Annotated in this window: 17 protein-coding genes and 3 pseudogenes; 8 read left to right on the top strand and 12 right to left on the bottom strand. The window is 68.0% G+C overall.

From position 1 onward, the window contains the following. Nucleotides 1-149: 149 nt before the first annotated feature. From KPL57_RS55790 to KPL57_RS71055, 3 genes are all read right to left on the bottom strand, one after another. Nucleotides 150-947: a transposase family protein gene (locus tag KPL57_RS55790; protein ID WP_226351139.1), complete on the bottom strand. Its 798-nt coding sequence runs from the start codon at nucleotides 945-947 to the stop codon at nucleotides 150-152. A gap of 117 nt (nucleotides 948-1,064) precedes the next feature. Beyond that, nucleotides 1,065-2,402 (bottom strand): Tn3 family transposase, encoded by a 1,338-nt coding sequence (locus KPL57_RS55785; RefSeq protein ID WP_226358316.1) that lies wholly within the window; start codon nucleotides 2,400-2,402, stop codon nucleotides 1,065-1,067. A gap of 95 nt (nucleotides 2,403-2,497) precedes the next feature. Next, on the bottom strand, nucleotides 2,498-2,659 hold the full coding sequence (locus KPL57_RS71055; RefSeq protein WP_226358315.1) for a DUF4158 domain-containing protein: 162 nt from the start codon (nucleotides 2,657-2,659) through the stop codon (nucleotides 2,498-2,500). 470 nt (nucleotides 2,660-3,129) lie between these two features. Between KPL57_RS71055 and KPL57_RS73195 the strand changes: the two genes are divergently transcribed. From KPL57_RS73195 to KPL57_RS55760, 4 genes and pseudogenes are all read left to right on the top strand, one after another. After that, complete coding sequence (locus KPL57_RS73195; RefSeq protein WP_226358321.1) at nucleotides 3,130-3,240, top strand: IS3 family transposase; 111 nt, start codon at nucleotides 3,130-3,132, stop codon at nucleotides 3,238-3,240. Nucleotides 3,241-3,674: 434 nt separating this feature from the next. Continuing rightward, nucleotides 3,675-3,920, top strand: coding sequence for a hypothetical protein (locus tag KPL57_RS55770; RefSeq protein ID WP_226358314.1), 246 nt, complete (start codon nucleotides 3,675-3,677; stop codon nucleotides 3,918-3,920). Next, complete coding sequence (locus KPL57_RS55765; RefSeq protein ID WP_226358313.1) at nucleotides 3,917-4,252, top strand: type II toxin-antitoxin system PemK/MazF family toxin; 336 nt, start codon at nucleotides 3,917-3,919, stop codon at nucleotides 4,250-4,252. Before KPL57_RS55770 ends, KPL57_RS55765 begins: the two co-directional genes overlap by 4 nt. Before the next feature lie 115 nt (nucleotides 4,253-4,367). Beyond that, a pseudogene (locus KPL57_RS55760) lies at nucleotides 4,368-4,556 on the top strand (helix-turn-helix domain-containing protein); the annotation flags it as partial. Nucleotides 4,557-4,882: 326 nt separating this feature from the next. Here KPL57_RS55760 and KPL57_RS55755 read toward each other — a convergent pair. After that, a complete protein-coding gene (locus KPL57_RS55755) occupies nucleotides 4,883-5,179 on the bottom strand; it encodes a hypothetical protein (protein WP_226358312.1) in 297 nt (98 codons plus the stop codon). 653 nt (nucleotides 5,180-5,832) lie between these two features. Here KPL57_RS55755 and KPL57_RS55750 point away from each other — a divergent pair. From KPL57_RS55750 to KPL57_RS73185, 3 genes and pseudogenes are all read left to right on the top strand, one after another. Beyond that, on the top strand, nucleotides 5,833-6,150 hold the full coding sequence (locus KPL57_RS55750) for a type II toxin-antitoxin system Phd/YefM family antitoxin (protein WP_226358311.1): 318 nt from the start codon (nucleotides 5,833-5,835) through the stop codon (nucleotides 6,148-6,150). Further along, a pseudogene (locus KPL57_RS73190) lies at nucleotides 6,147-6,578 on the top strand (Fic/DOC family protein); the annotation flags it as partial. The gene KPL57_RS55750 and the pseudogene KPL57_RS73190, both read left to right, overlap by 4 nt. Before the next feature lie 303 nt (nucleotides 6,579-6,881). Beyond that, nucleotides 6,882-7,791: pseudogene (locus tag KPL57_RS73185) on the top strand (IS5 family transposase); the annotation flags it as partial. 302 nt (nucleotides 7,792-8,093) lie between these two features. On the opposite strand, the gene KPL57_RS55740 reads toward KPL57_RS73185, so the two are convergent. The 8 genes from KPL57_RS55740 to KPL57_RS55710 all read right to left on the bottom strand — a co-directional run bounded on the left by KPL57_RS55740 (nucleotide 8,094) and on the right by KPL57_RS55710 (nucleotide 13,260). After that, a complete protein-coding gene (locus tag KPL57_RS55740) occupies nucleotides 8,094-8,906 on the bottom strand; it encodes a helix-turn-helix domain-containing protein (protein ID WP_226358309.1) in 813 nt (270 codons plus the stop codon). Next, nucleotides 8,903-9,025, bottom strand: a complete 123-nt coding sequence (locus KPL57_RS68315) for a hypothetical protein (RefSeq protein ID WP_264199819.1) — start codon at nucleotides 9,023-9,025, stop codon at nucleotides 8,903-8,905. Before KPL57_RS68315 ends, KPL57_RS55740 begins: the two co-directional genes overlap by 4 nt. Before the next feature lie 212 nt (nucleotides 9,026-9,237). Then, the gene (locus KPL57_RS55735) at nucleotides 9,238-9,555 is read right to left on the bottom strand and encodes a hypothetical protein (RefSeq protein ID WP_226358308.1); all 318 of its coding nucleotides are present in this window, start codon (nucleotides 9,553-9,555) and stop codon (nucleotides 9,238-9,240) included. Then, nucleotides 9,552-10,337 (bottom strand): hypothetical protein, encoded by a 786-nt coding sequence (locus KPL57_RS55730; protein WP_226358307.1) that lies wholly within the window; start codon nucleotides 10,335-10,337, stop codon nucleotides 9,552-9,554. The genes KPL57_RS55735 and KPL57_RS55730 overlap by 4 nt, the downstream gene beginning before the upstream one ends. Further along, entirely contained in the window at nucleotides 10,307-10,498 is a 192-nt protein-coding gene (locus KPL57_RS55725) for a hypothetical protein (protein WP_226358306.1), read from the bottom strand. Before KPL57_RS55725 ends, KPL57_RS55730 begins: the two co-directional genes overlap by 31 nt. 1,214 nt (nucleotides 10,499-11,712) lie before the next feature. Continuing rightward, nucleotides 11,713-12,105 carry a hypothetical protein gene (locus tag KPL57_RS55720; RefSeq protein WP_226358305.1) on the bottom strand — a complete coding sequence of 131 codons (393 nt, stop codon included), beginning with the start codon at nucleotides 12,103-12,105 and terminating at the stop codon, nucleotides 11,713-11,715. Further along, complete coding sequence (locus tag KPL57_RS73180) at nucleotides 12,102-12,185, bottom strand: hypothetical protein (RefSeq protein ID WP_374203938.1); 84 nt, start codon at nucleotides 12,183-12,185, stop codon at nucleotides 12,102-12,104. The genes KPL57_RS55720 and KPL57_RS73180 overlap by 4 nt, the downstream gene beginning before the upstream one ends. After that, nucleotides 12,166-13,260, bottom strand: coding sequence for a hypothetical protein (locus KPL57_RS55710; RefSeq protein ID WP_226358303.1), 1,095 nt, complete (start codon nucleotides 13,258-13,260; stop codon nucleotides 12,166-12,168). Before KPL57_RS55710 ends, KPL57_RS73180 begins: the two co-directional genes overlap by 20 nt. Nucleotides 13,261-13,382: 122 nt before the next feature. Between KPL57_RS55710 and KPL57_RS55705 the strand changes: the two genes are divergently transcribed. After that, a complete protein-coding gene (locus KPL57_RS55705) occupies nucleotides 13,383-14,147 on the top strand; it encodes a transposase family protein (protein WP_226350834.1) in 765 nt (254 codons plus the stop codon). The last annotated feature ends 19 nt before the right edge of the window (nucleotides 14,148-14,166 follow it).

Raw genomic sequence — 14,166 nt, 5'->3', positions numbered from 1 at the left:
GGGTCTCGACGCGGCCGTGTCCGCGTCCGCGTTGACGATCAGCGCCTCGATCTGGGTCCAGGGCAGCGCGCGCACCCGCGCGAGCAGCGTGGGCTGGTTCGCCTTGATCGTCATCAGGTAGTGAGCCTTTCCCAACCTGTTTGTGCTGGTCAGGCGGTGGTGATCATGAGGGTCTGGATCGCTGCGACGAGCTGAGCAGCCTGGGAGGGGCTGGAGCGGATCTTGCGGAGGATCTTCCAGTTCTTCAGCTCGGCGTTGACCCGCTCACCCGGTGCCCGCCGTCGGGCGTGAGCGGCGTTGACGGCCTTCTGATTCGCTGACAGGGGCCGGTACCGGCCGGTGTCGAGATCGCGGCGTCGGCGTCGGTGCGGGACGGTGATCGCGGGACCGCCGCCCTGGTAGGCGGTGTCAGCGACCGCCCGCACCCCGGTGGTGTTGACCGCGTCGATGATCCCGTGGATCCGGGCAGCGCCCATGTCGTGCCGTGCCCCCGGTAGCGGCGGGGAGATCCACACCAGCCGACCCGCGGGGTCGGCGATGACCTGCACATTCAGCCCGTGACACTTGTGCTTCCCGCTATAGAACGCCCGGTCATAGCCCGAGCCCATGCCGACCCGGTCGATACGCAGCAGCGTCCCGTCCAGGATCACGAACGCCTTCCCGGCCGCGACCGTGATGGCCTGCTCCAGGGTCGGCGCGAGCGCAGCGAGCAGCCCGATCGCCTCGGCGACATACCGGGACACCGTGGACTTCCCGACTCTGAATCCGCTGGCCAGGTCGGTGTAGGTCTCGCCCTTACGTAGGTGCGCGAGCACGAGCAGGGCCTGGCGGGCCGGGGTCAGGAGCCGCCACCGGGTCCCGATCCGGCGACGATGTCCGCGCAGCAGCCCGGCCAGGACACGAACCGTGCGAGTGGACATCGACATCCCGGATGGGTAGGACAACACGCGGGGCTCCTCGGTAGGCGGTGGCGCGACAGCTATCCGTCTACCAGGAGCCCCACCCATCTCACGACAAGCCACGCACCTCACACCCCTGACCAGCACAAACAGGTTGGGAAAGGCTCAGTGGGCCTCACGTTTCGTCGCGACGATGATTTTCGTGCCGTAGGTGGTGTGCTGGTCGGTCACGTGTGTGTACGTCGAGAGCCCCTCATGCGCGAAGTAGCGGCTCACTGCCCTTGCCGTCACGGACTTTCCACGTGTCGGGAACCGCTGGTCATCCGAAGAGGACAGAGTGCCGGTACCGAAGACCGGGGTCAGCGGCAGCCGCTGGTAGTAGCCGATCAGCGCCAGGTTCGCCGCCCGCAGCGTCTCCTCCCGCACGTACCACTCGGCGGTCCAGGCCAGGATGTCGTAGGAGATCCCGCACGCGTCCGCCATCCGCGTCAGCCCGAGGTTCGTCGACTGCGCGAGCAGCACCGCGATCAAGTTCCGCTTCAGCTCCGGGGTTCGGGCCTGCTTGCCGCCGGCGTGGGTGAAGCAGCCCAGGAACCCGGTGCGCTTGTCCATCTCGATCAGCAGCGACACGATCGGCGCGAACGGCAGCATCTCGGTCAGCTCCGCCTTCAACGCCATCGCCTCGCTCGGCACGTCTTCCGCGGTCAGCGGGGAGATCACCAAATCGCCGTCGACGTCCAGGCGGACCGGGCCGTCGCCCTGTCCGAGCGTCGTTTCCAGCTCGCCTAGCGCGGCGTGCAACTCGCCCTCGGCATCGGCCAATTCCTGGGCAGCGTCGGCAGGTTTACCGACCAGACGGCAGAACTCCGCCCGCTGATCCGCCCACTTGGCCTCGGTGAGCAGGTAGGCGGCCGGGTCGGAGTAGCGGCGGCTGCCCGGCACGAACACGTCCCCGGTGCGCAACCCATCCCGCAGCGCCAGCAGCACGCACAGCTCCCAGTAGTGCCGATACGCCGTCGCGCTGCCGTTCGCCGCGGCGGTGTCCAGGTAGCCGTGCCAGCGGGCCGGGACGAACCCGGTCGGCGCGTCGTCGGGGACCTTGCGGGCGCCGGTGGCGTTCAGCTCCCGCAGGATCGCCACCGCTTCCAGCAGCTCGGCCGCGGCGGTGCCGCCGGCGAACCGCACGGCGTCGAGCACCTGCGGGGTGAACTGCCGCAGGTACCCGTACGAGCCGTCCAAGGCGGCCAGGTGCCCGTGATCGCGCGGCAGCGGCGGCAACGCAGTCGACTGCGCGGATCGGAGCCGGTCCCAGCCGATCCGCTCGCCGCGGATCAGGCCGCCGACGTCTTCGTCCGGCACGGCGGGGTCGGCGACGATGGCCAGGATCGCGTCCAGCAGCTCCTGGCGGTTCTCCCCGGACTTGGCGCGTTCGGCCAGGTAGTCCCGCATCTTGTGCACGGCCTTGCTCTCCCGAGCCGAGATCGCCTGGTCGAACAGCGCCACGACCTCGTCGAGCACCTCGGTCGCCGACTGGGCCAGCAGCGTCAGCAAGATCGGGTACCGGCGTTCCGGCTCGCGGCGCGTCAACGCCTGGGCGGTCAGGCGGCGACCGCCAGGCCGAGCCGGTCCGCCGACCCCCGGCCCCGGCCGGGGCCGACGAACGCGACGTCCGCCGGGGCCAAGGTGAAGAACCGGAACAAGTCCTCACGGCCGATCTCCGGGAACCGCCGCAGCCCCTCCAGCTCCTCGTCCGTGAACACCGGAGCGACCACCGGCAACCTCCCACCAGAACCCCAAAGATCCCCTGGTCAGAAGCCTACCCAGCCATATCCGCCCGAAATTTCCCGGATACTACGGCGACCCCGCGTCGACGTCGGCGGTCACCCGATCACTGCAGCGCCGCAGATCACCGACCAGGCCCGCGCCATCCTCAACCGGCTACCCAGGGCCCCGGCAAAGTCGCGATAGGCGGCGGTAGTCGCCCCACGCGGCCTTCTGATTGCCGCGCTGCACCTGCCCGGGACCAGCTATAGCGCCGAGCGGCGGCGCAGCTGCGCCGCTTGTCACGGCTCGCCACAAGATCATCTAACGACTTTGCCGGGGCCCTGCCCCACCCCCCACATCACCGCAGCTCAGGACCCACCCATCACGACTTTGCCGGGGCCCTGACCGGCTACCCGCCATCAACGCCCCGGGGTACTAAACCTGTGCAACTCGGGCCTGGCAAGGGATCAACGATCTGGAACTGGCCGTCGCGGAATACATCGACTGGTACAACCACCGCCGACTACACGGCGAACTCGGCCTGATCCCCCAGGGCCCCGGCAAAGTCGTTAGATGATCTTGTGGCGAGCCGTGACAAGCGGCGCAGCTGCGCCGCCGCTCGGCGCTATAGCTGGTCCCGGGCAGGTGCAGCGCGGCAATCAGAAGGCCGCGTGGGGCGACTACCGCCGCCTATCGCGACTTTGCCGGGGCCCTGGATCCCACCTGACTCGCCCTGGGTCTGGTGGAGGCCCGGCTCATGGGATTTCAACCGTCTCGTGGTCGTAGGCGGCGGGCCTGAGGTTGCCCAGTCGGGAGTGCCGGCGCAAGGAGAACGGCGCAGGGGTCGGGTCCGGAACCTGCGGCAGGTACAGGTCGGTCGAGGAGGCGCCGGTGAGTGGTCAGGTCGAGGATGTTCCGCTGCTGAGGCTTGGGCCGAAGTAGACCCAGGCGTGGACTCAGGGTAATCGAACGCGTTTACGTGCTTATTTACGTTCTGGTAGACTGGGTGACATGCTGCGAGTAAGTGAGGAGACTCGTGAACGGGTACGGCGCGTGGCGCGAGACGAATTCGGCGGGGCCAGCGCCGATGAGGTGATCCGTCGGTTGCTGGATGAACACTGGGAGCGCGCGGTGGTCGCAGCAGTGCGACGGGACCGGGAGCGAGCCCCTCAGGAGTGGCTCGACTATTTGGCCGAGGCTGATGAGCTTGCCGCCGCCGACGCGGCGGTTATTGACGGTTGGCAGCCGCAGCGGTGAGCCGTGACTCGATTCAGCCCGGCGCAGTGTGGTTCGTCGACTTCGACCCGGTGCGGGGGCGCGAACAGGGCAAGGATCGGCCCGCGCTCGTGGTGTCCTCGTCGTTCCACTTGGAGTTGACCGCCGGGCAGCTCGTGAGCGTGCTGCCGTTGACCAGCGTCGCCCGGCCTGGGTGGCTGCATCGCGTGCGGCTCGGTGATGGCTGGGCTATCACCGAGCAAGTCCGTACCGTAGCTGCCCAGCGGTTTCGCCGCCCCGCGCCTGAACTCGCCCCGGCCGAAGATGAGTTGGCGGAGGTACGCCGCGTGCTTGCACGCATGCTCACCATCTAGTTGTGATGTCCAGGGAGGTTGTACCGCCCGGGATCGGTGAGTCTGTCTGACAGACGAAGGCCTCCGGTTGTGAAGTGGAGCTGTCGAGGAACCGCTTCACCCACCGGAGGCCTCCGTGTCCCACGCTAACGCCGCCCTGACCCCGCGCGCCCGGCTGCGGCTCGCTCAACTCGTCGTCGATCACGGCTGGACCCACACCGCCGCGGCGAAGATGTTCATGGTCTCGCCACGGACAGCGTCGAAATGGTCCGACCGCTACCGGGCCGAGGGGCCGGCCGGGATGGTCGACCGCAGCTCACGGCCGCAGGGGCCTTGACCCCGGTCCGCCCCGGTGGCGGTCCAGGCAGAGTCGTCATCGTCGCCCGTTTCGGGGACAGCTGCCGGTTCGGCCGGGTGATCGTGTTCGGCGGGTGCGGGCTGCGGCGCGTGCGGCTGCCCGCTCGGCTCGTCGCTGCTCAGCGGCGTCGTGGTCGGTGCGGGCGCGGTCTTGGCGGGCGTTCTGTTCGGCGATCCGCCGCTGCGCAGCAGCGTCGGCGGCCTCGCGAGCCAGACGTGCTTCCAGCGCACGGGTCTCCCGGCGCTCTGCTGCCCGGTTCGCGGTCCACGAGGTCGAGGAAGAAGACGTGGTGGTCATGCCCGCGCCCTCCCCTCGACCTGCTGACCAGCCGAAACCGGCTCAGAAGGCGACTCAGTGGCCTCTGAGCAGGTACCTGCGGCAGGCAGCTCGGCCAGGGTCGAGGCCGGGGCGGTCCGGCGAGAGCGCCGGAGGCGCAGCTCAGCGGCTGCCCACCAGCCGACGGCGAAGCCGAGCGGCGCGGTGAACCACCAGGTCAGCCACACCGCCGCGGGTCCCAGAGCGGTGACGACGGCGATCTCGACGGCACGATCCCGGACCGCCGCCACGACATGACGAAGCAGCGCGTTCATGCCGCCTCACCGCCCTGAACAGCAGAAACAACCACAGGCCGCCGGGACGGGAACGCGACCAGGGCAACCCGCGGGGATCGGTACTGTTCTTCCACATTCCCACCACCAGAGACTGTGGTCCGCACTGGCGACAGCGTCTGTTCGGCCGGGGTCTGTCCATGCGGTGCCGTCCTCGGTGCGGTACGAGACGAGGAGGGCCATCGCAGCGTGCTGGGCGTGGTCGAGACCATCGCTGATGTCCGCCGGCAGCCGCCGTGCGGTCGGGTCGGCAGCGGCTTCGTCGCTGTTTCCGAGTTCAGCGGTGATCGCAGCGAGTTGCGTGAGCAGCGTGAACAACCCGGCGGAGGCCTCGGAGAGTGGCCCTCCGGTGGCCGGCCCGTCGGGTCCGCCCGGTCGGTCAGGGGTGGGCGTTGGTGCGCACCGTAGGGAATGCAGCTGACGGAGTGCGCTGTCGAACCGGTCTCCAGAGCTCATGCTGTCCTCGGGGATCCAGGATCCAGTATCCGACATGTGTCCCCTCCCCGGCGTTCTGTGCTCGGGTGGCAGGTCCAGATTGGTGCCGGGGACCTTGCCCGCTTTCGGAGTCGCGCTCAACGGGTGAGCCGTGGCGTACTCGAATGTGTACGCGTTCGGGTACCCTTTGAGGTGTGTGGGTGCCTGAGGTGTTGTCGTTCCGCGAGTTTCGTACGGCGCTGGCGGCGACGCTGAAGCGGGTGCAGGACCCGGATGCAGAGCCCGTCTTCGTCGGTGCTCATCGCAAGCCCGAGGCGGTGGTGATGTCAGTGGCCCGCTACGAGCAGCTCATCAGAGCGGCGCAGCGACGCGCGGATGTCGAGGAGGCGCTGGCATCGGTGCGTGCGGAGGGTCTCGAGCCCAGCGCGCAGGGCCTGGCGTTGCTCGACGGTGTCGCTGCGGGTTCGCTGAGCACCGACGACGCTCGTGAGCGTGTCCTGGCCCGTTACCACCGTTGACCGGCCCGGACCCCTACCTCGACCTCGACACCGGCGTCCTGCGGAACCGGCTGGGGATCACCGACCCGGCCGAGCTCGCCCAGGCCGAGGCCGAGCTCACCGCCCTGCGCCTGATCGAGCTGCGCCAGGCGCCGCTGCCCGGGCGCTACGACCTGGACCACCTGCAGGACTTCCACCACCACGTCTTCAGCGACCTCTACGACTGGGCCGGGCAGCTGCGCACCGTGTCCATCGGCAAGGGACAGCTGTTCTGCCTGCCCCAGCACCTCGAGACCTTGGCCGACGACATCTTCTCCCGCCTGCACACCCAGCAGGTGCTGCGCGGGTGTGACCTCGACGGCTTCGTCACCGGCATGGCCGAGCTGCTGGGCGACATCAACGCCCTGCACCCGTTCCGGGAGGGCAACGGGCGCACCCAGCGCGCGTTCCTGACCCAGCTCGCCCACGACGCGGGCTACGAACTGCGCTGGACCGCGATGGACCCGGCCGAGAACAACCGAGCCTCCGCGCTCTCGCTGGCCGGTGACAGCTCCGCCCTACACACCATGCTCGCCCACCTCATCAGGCCCCCTCCGTCAGCCACCCCGGTCCCGGCCGGCCACCACCGACAGCTGAACGGCTCCTCTGAATCGACCTCGGTCCGATTCTCGAGGGGCGTGCCGCTGGTGCCGGGGTCGGCAACGCGTTCTTGCCGGTGTGTCTGCCGCGCCTGGCTTAGAGCGTGTTTGGAAATGGTGGGTGTGTCGGGATGGTCGACACGGCTGGGGTGCTCCATCGTGGTCGGCATGCAGGAACGACCGCGCCGGTACCCCTCGGACACCAGTGATGCCCAGTGGGTGGTGATCGAGCCGTTGTTACCGCCGCTCGCGCGGCGGGGGCGGCCTGTTGCTCATGCTCGTCGGGACGTGCTGGACGCGATCTTGTATGTCGTGCGGACCGGGTGTGCCTGGCGGGCGTTGCCGGTGGACTTCCCGCCCTGGCAGACCGTCTACTGGTACTTCAACCAGTGGGAACAGCAGAAGGTCACCGAGAAGATCCTCCCGGTCGTGCGGGGGCAGTTACGTATCGCCGAGGGCCGTGATCCGGAGCCGAGTGCGGGGATCATCGATTCCCAGTCGGTCAAGGGCGCCGACACCGTCGGCCAGGACTCCCGCGGCTACGACGCCGGGAAGAAGACAGGCGGACGGAAACGGTTCATCGTGACCGACACCCTCGGTCTGCTGCTGACCACGATGGTGTGCTCGGCCTCGGTACAGGACCGCGACGGCGCCAAGCCGATCCTGCTCAACCTCTACCTGCGCACCAGGGTGCGGTTCGTCTACGCCGACGCCGGCTTCGCCGGGCGACTGCTCGACTGGGCCGCCACGATCCTGCAGACAACGATCGAGATCATCCGCAAGCCACCCGAGCAGCGCGGATTCACCGTCCTCCCACGAAGGTGGGTGGTCGAACGGACCCTGGCCTGGCTCACCGCACACCGACGCCTGGCCCGAGACTACGAACGCCACCCCACCACATCCGAAGCCATGATCCGCTGGGCCGCGATCAACACCATCACCCGCCGCATCGCCCGTGGATACCCCGCCACCCGCCAGCAGAAACACACGACACCCTCAACCCACTAGAATTTCCAAACACGCTCTGAGCGGCTTCGGTGGCCTGCTGGGCCTCGTGGGCCTGCATCCGCTTACGGACCGCTCCACAGCCGCCACAGGGCCGATCCAGCGGGTCGGGTGCGGCGAGGTGTCGGGCGCAGCGCCAGGTGTCGCGTCGGGCCGGGGCCGGCACCACGGCACTCGACGGCGGCTCTGACGGCGCGGCCGGGGCCGGGGCCGGGGCAGCTCCCGTGGCCGGGGTGGGTGTCGGTGTCGTGCTGTGTCCGGCCGTGGCGAGGGCGGTCAGGGCGCCGGTGAGCGCGGTGGTGAGCTCGGCCAGCTGCGCGGTCACCGCCTCCAGCTCGCCGCGCGCACCGGGCGCGTCGGCACGCACCGCCTCATGTCCGTGTCCGTGTCCGTGTCGTGGCTCGGGTCGAGGGCTCTCGGGGCGGGGGGCGTCGGCGGGGCCAGGCCGCTCGGGGGCCGGGCGGCTCGCGCGCACGCGCCCCCCCAGTTCGTCTCGTTCACCTTCGTCTGGTTCTGATCCGATTTTTCGGATGACCCCCCATGACCTGCGGAAACAGGGCCATATTGAGGGTCATGTCGAGGGTCATGTCGAGGAGTGCGGCGGGTCGCCGGGCACGCCCGCGACGACCTGGAGACGGGCGGCGGTGGCCCGGCCGGGGCGTTCGCGGCAGCCTTCGCCGCGGTCCGGGCGGCGTCTCGGGCGCGCTGCTCGTAGAGCTCCTGGAAACTGGTCAGGCCGGTATAGCCCGGGGGCGGGGCCAGGTGGACGGTGTAGACGTTGCGCCGCCCGGTGCGGGTCGGGACGGTCTCGACATCGACCGCGCCGATCGCCTCCAGCTCCCGCACCGCCGCGATCACGCTGTCGATCTTGCTCAGGCCCATCGTGTCGGCCAGGCCCCGCATCCCCGGCCAGGCCCGGTCATCACCACGGGCGGTGTTCACATGCCCGCGCAGCAGCCAGTACAGCTGGCACGCCCGCGGCGACACCCCCGCCAGCACGACGAAGTCCCCGACCATCGAGAACGGGAACCCACGCCCCTCCCGCAACCCATCCGCACCCGCCCCACCGGGCAGCGCAGTCTCAGCGGTCTCATACCCGCCGCCCGTCGGGCGGATCATCGTCGCCGCGCTCACCGCGCACCCCCGACCAGAACGAAGACGGCCAGGCCAGCCGACACAAACGGAGCGACCACCACCGGCAGCGAGTACAGCTGGTCGAGGTCGAGGTCGAGGTCGACCGGTCGGCGGGCCATGAGTACGCTGCCTCCTAGCGAAGTTCCCGCCTGCGCGGTCGCTTCGTGACGGAGCAACCGAGGCGGCTGCTCGTGCGGTGGCTGCGGCGCCTTTTCTCTTTGCCAAAAGTTCGAGGTGTCGCAGTCATTACTTGGATGCAGACGGTAGCGGGTCGAGTCCCGACGGGATCGCCCGCTACCGCCTGCCCCAGGATCACGCTGGTCCACCGGGCCTACGCCGCCCGCGCCACAGCCGAGACCGCGCTTCCCGCGTCAGCGGCCTCGTTGCCCGCGCCGGTCGAACTGTCCAGACATCCCGCCTCCCGATACACGTCCTCGGCGGCATCGAAGTCCCGCCGCCCGGCGACGGTCGGGGCGAGCCAGTAGGCCGCGCAGTCGCTACAGACGAACGCCTCGACCGAGCCGAGCACCAGTGCTCGGGGCGTCCGCGCGCAGGTCGGGCACCGGTAGCCACCATCGGCGTCGTCCCACCGCAGACCACTCACACCGATCGTTGCGGGATCGTCCGGGAAGGTCAGATAGTTGATCATGCTGCGTGGTCTCCATCCTGGATGATGTCGTTGTCGGTGTGCGCCCGGCGGGGCGGGGTGAAGCCGAGTTCGCCCAGGCGCCAGGTCAGCTGTCCGGTCGTGTACTCGCCCCGGGGCTCGGCGGCGCTGGTTGCTTCGGTGTCCTCGGTGGCTGTGGCGGCAGGTCGCTGTCGTTGCTGCCAGCGCCAGGTGCCGCTGCGGTGGTCGTGTCGTCGTCTCATCACTGCTGGTCCTCCTTCGGGATTGGTGGATCTGCTGGTCAACGGGCTCATGCCGCCCGCCCGGTGGCGCGGTGGCGGAGCCGAGCCCGGAACGTGGTGGTGTCGACCAACTGGGCGGTGACTCGTCCGTCGGCGACCAGGACGTCGTGCTGGTCGTGCGCGGTGACCGCGAACACGAACCCTGCCCGCGAGGTGCTCGATCTCGGCGGTGCTGAACCGGTCGGGCAACGCGACCGGGAGCAACCGGAAACCATCACGGATGGCATTGAGCGCGGTCGCGAGCCCCGCGACGTGGTTACGGGCAACGACATCGATCTCCACGCTGAGCAGGTCACGATCACGGCCGTGACGAGCCGGATTCGCGATGACCGCGGCGACCGCGCGGGACAACACACCGCGCCACAGCAGCCCCGTGAAGTGCTCCGTGAGGACCTGCGCCGCCCCGGGCAGGTCCTTCCCCGGCAGATCGAAATCCTGACGGCAGATGACCAACACCGCGTTCACGCCCACACCCACCGGCTTCACCGGCCTCACCGCGACGACCGCCGCGGCTCCCAGCACGGCACCTCCTCCAGGCTGCGCACCGCCCACCGCAACTCCGGGCCCAACGCCTGCGGGTCCCGGGCCCGCCCGCGGCGTTCCCGCGTCCGGGACACGTACTCCTCGATGACGTCGCGGACCCGCTCCACAATCCGGGGCGCGCACCAATACACCACACCCATACAACCCAACTCCCGAGCCCGAGCCTCCACATCCGACAACAACCCAGCCACCATATCCCCGCTCCCGTCCTGCGGACGGGGCTCCAGATAACGCGACCGGGTTTTCGCGGTCAACTCGACCTCCGTCAAAATCCGCCGCCCATCCGGACGAATCTCAATCCCATCCGGAACATGCGGAACACGCTCACCCCTCCGACGCCAACCCACCTGATGCTGCAACGTCCGCTCCGACACCCACCGCCCCACATCCAAACCCACCCGATGAAAACGCACCGCCGCCACCGCCCGCACATGACCTGTCACCGGCGGAGTCGGCCGCCACCCCGGCGTATCCCACCCCAAACACTCCCGCGCCTGACCCTGCCCCAACCAAAACCACGTCGCCCCCGCATCCACCTTCCCGAACGCACCCACCCCGCCCGCTTCCACCGCAACATCACCGACTGCACCGACTGCGCCGACACCCCCAACACACTCCCCAACAAATCCTCCGGCAACCCATACTGATGCGCCATCACCTCCATCAACACCGCATCCCGCTCAGTCTGCCGAACACCACCAACATCCACACGCTTCGCACGCACCCGCACCACTTCCTCCAACACCACAACCACCCTCCTCAGCCGTTCATCCACCACATTCTTTTCACAACACCCCACTCGACGCCGATGCGCAGCGAGGCGAACAACCCACCTACACCGCAGATACACCCACACCAGCCCGACCACCCACCCAACCCACAGTCTGTTGACCTTGACCTTGCTTTTTTAAAGGCATTGAACTTCGTACTCAGCCCACAAAACCGCAGGTCACACCGCACAAACCGGCCTCCACCACCCTCGGAGATGATCTACGCCAATCCGAGGGAATCCGAGCCAATAATAAGCCAATCCGAGGGCACCCCGACAGGGGGGCGCCGGCCGCGGACCACCGCGCGGAGCCAGGACGAGGCACACCCAGCGACCCGACCAGAAAGCCCGGCACGGCAAGAGCGACGAGAAGACGCCGCATTCAGCAACGCAAACAGCTTCCACTAATTACAGTCGAGACAGCAGCCCCGACACAGGTCCAGAACACGCACCTCGAAACACCGACGACACAAGACGCCAGAACAAACGAGCTGCGCCGAGTTCACAAAGGAGACACCTTTGTGAACCCAGCGCAGCCCAAGACACGCCACCCACAACACACGGTAAAAGCACTCGCTCAGCGCGTCACCAATACCGCATTAAAACCCCGACACTGAACGGCAACTCCACACCATGATCCGCCAGTAACCGCTCCACATCAGCCCGTGCAAGCGACTCACCGTCCTTCAACGCGCACAACGCCATCTTCTCGACATCGGCCATGAACGCCGGATGCGCGACACACCAGTCCTTGACTTTCCGCTGCGCGGCGGCCCGCTGCTTCTTCTTCGGTGGTGCCGACGTGTAGCCATGCGCGCGATACGCGTTCTGTACCGACCTATAGCCGTAACCCTGCGCGTCATCGACAATCTCCCCCGCCCTCACATCGACAACGACATACCGCAAATCCCGGCCCCGCGACAACGCGGTACCGATAACCACCTTTACGCCGCGACTAACGCCATTCTCGGGACTCACCCGACCTCCCGGACACAACGCGGGCAGACCCGCCCAGGACAAATGTCGTCACCGCACACCTCACACTCGACGAGCGTCATCGACACTGCCCTCCAGGTCAACATCCCCATCGTTCAAACGGCAGTCCCCCGACGCCGGGTTCTCCTCGCGCCGAGAATGGTCGACAACCTGGTAACGACCCCGCACCACACGAATAATCCGGCCATAGCCGATCAGCGCATCCAGCGCGTCATGCACCGCAGCTTTCGACGCGGTCACAGCATCGACCAGCGCCCCGGTCGTCGCCGTCCCGCCCGCGACCAAGGCCAGGACCTCAGCCTGCACCGGGGACAACACCACCGCCGACGCCGCCGGTTCCACCGCGGCGGCAGACTCCCCGTCGGCGCTAGCGCGGCTGCCCCAAGGTGCTCGCCGGGCCCCCCGACCGGCCGCGACGACGACGGCGGCCCCACCGGCGGCTCCACCAGCGACACTGTCGTCGTCGCCGAGAGTGTGGGTGCCGCCCAGGCCACCGACCTGCCACCGCCCGCCCACGGGCGGCCCGAGCACCGCGGTGACCGCAGCCTCGTCGAGCGGATGCAACGCCGGCTGGGCGAAGAACCGGTCGAACGCCGTCGAAGTCGTCTCCGGCGGCGCCGCCTGCCCAGTACGGGCCAACTCGGCGGCATCAGCATCCGAAGGCAGCCAATCCCACCGCACCGGCGCCGCCCGATGCGCATGCACCGCCATCCCCGGCTCGGGGCGGTCGGTGATCTCCCCGTCGACGTCCGCAGCAAGAGGCAGCTCGTTCGGATCGAACAACAAGCCCGGCACCAGGTCCGAGGACGACTTCGAGTTCGTACGGAACGCGATCACCTGCGAAGCGAACGCCGACCTCGCGTGATCCGATCCCCACTCGGACATGCCCTGGGACTGGTTGAGCCCAACCAGCCAAATCCCCAGGGCCCGCACGGTGTTGACCGTCTCGGTCCAGGTCTTAGCGACCTTCACATCGTGGGCGACGAAGCTGTACTCATCGTGCAAGAACATCCACCCAGGCCCCTGCTGGCTGGGCAGGATCAGGTCAGCGCGTAGCTCCGCGGCGATCCGAGCGCGGGCAGCGAGGATCGCGTGCACCAACCTCGGCAGAGCAAGCACGTTCTGCCGACCGATCACCGCGAGGCTTATTCAGGGCCCGTGAAATAACGATCTAGCCCGGCGTGTCGGGTTGGGCGACAGCCCGTCCATCGCGAAGATTGGTTTGTCGAATCAATCCGAGATGAATGGGCTGTCGCAGTATGTACTATACCACTGGCTTTCGGCGTGATGAGATTCAGGATCTTGCCGCTCTGGTGCATGAGCAGGATCAGCGGAACGCGACTGGCCTGCGACGGCCTTGGCCGCCGATTCTGGGATTGTTCTGGTCGGTGGTGATCACGTTGGCGTATCTGCGCGGGAATCGTGTGCAGTGGGAGTTGGCGGAAACCTACGGGGTGTCGCAGTCGACGGTCAGTCGAGCGATCGCGGGGGTGACACCGTTGCTGGCGCAGGCGCTGCGGAGTGTAGTTCCGACTGCGGAGGAGCTTCGTGCCGATCGGCAGTACATCATCGACGGAACCCTGCTGCCCTGCTGGTCATGGACCGCCGTACCAGGTCTGTGGTCGGGCAAGCATCGCACCACCGGCGTCGTCGTCCAGGTCGCAGCCACCCTGGAAGGGCAGCTGTCGTGGATCTCCGACCCGACCCCAGGCTCCCGACACGACCTACATTGCCTCGACCAATCCGGCGCCCTCGACCACCTCGCCACATACCCACCGATCGGCGATAAAGGCTACATCGGGCGCGGCATGCTCACCCCGTTCAAAAAACAACCCGGCCGGGAACTTCTCGACTGGCAGAAAACATTCAACAAGAGCCTCAACCGCACACGCGCCACCATCGAGCGAGTCATCGCCCATATCAAGTCGTGGAAAGTTCTCCACACAGACTACCGCCGACCCTACGCCACATTTAAAACGACGATCTCGGCAGTCATCGGACTCATCTTCTACGCACTTACCTGACGGAGCCTGAATAAGCCTC

Source organism: Pseudonocardia sp. ICBG601, from assembly GCF_020496245.1.
This window is presented reverse-complemented; position numbering and strand designations above follow the sequence as displayed.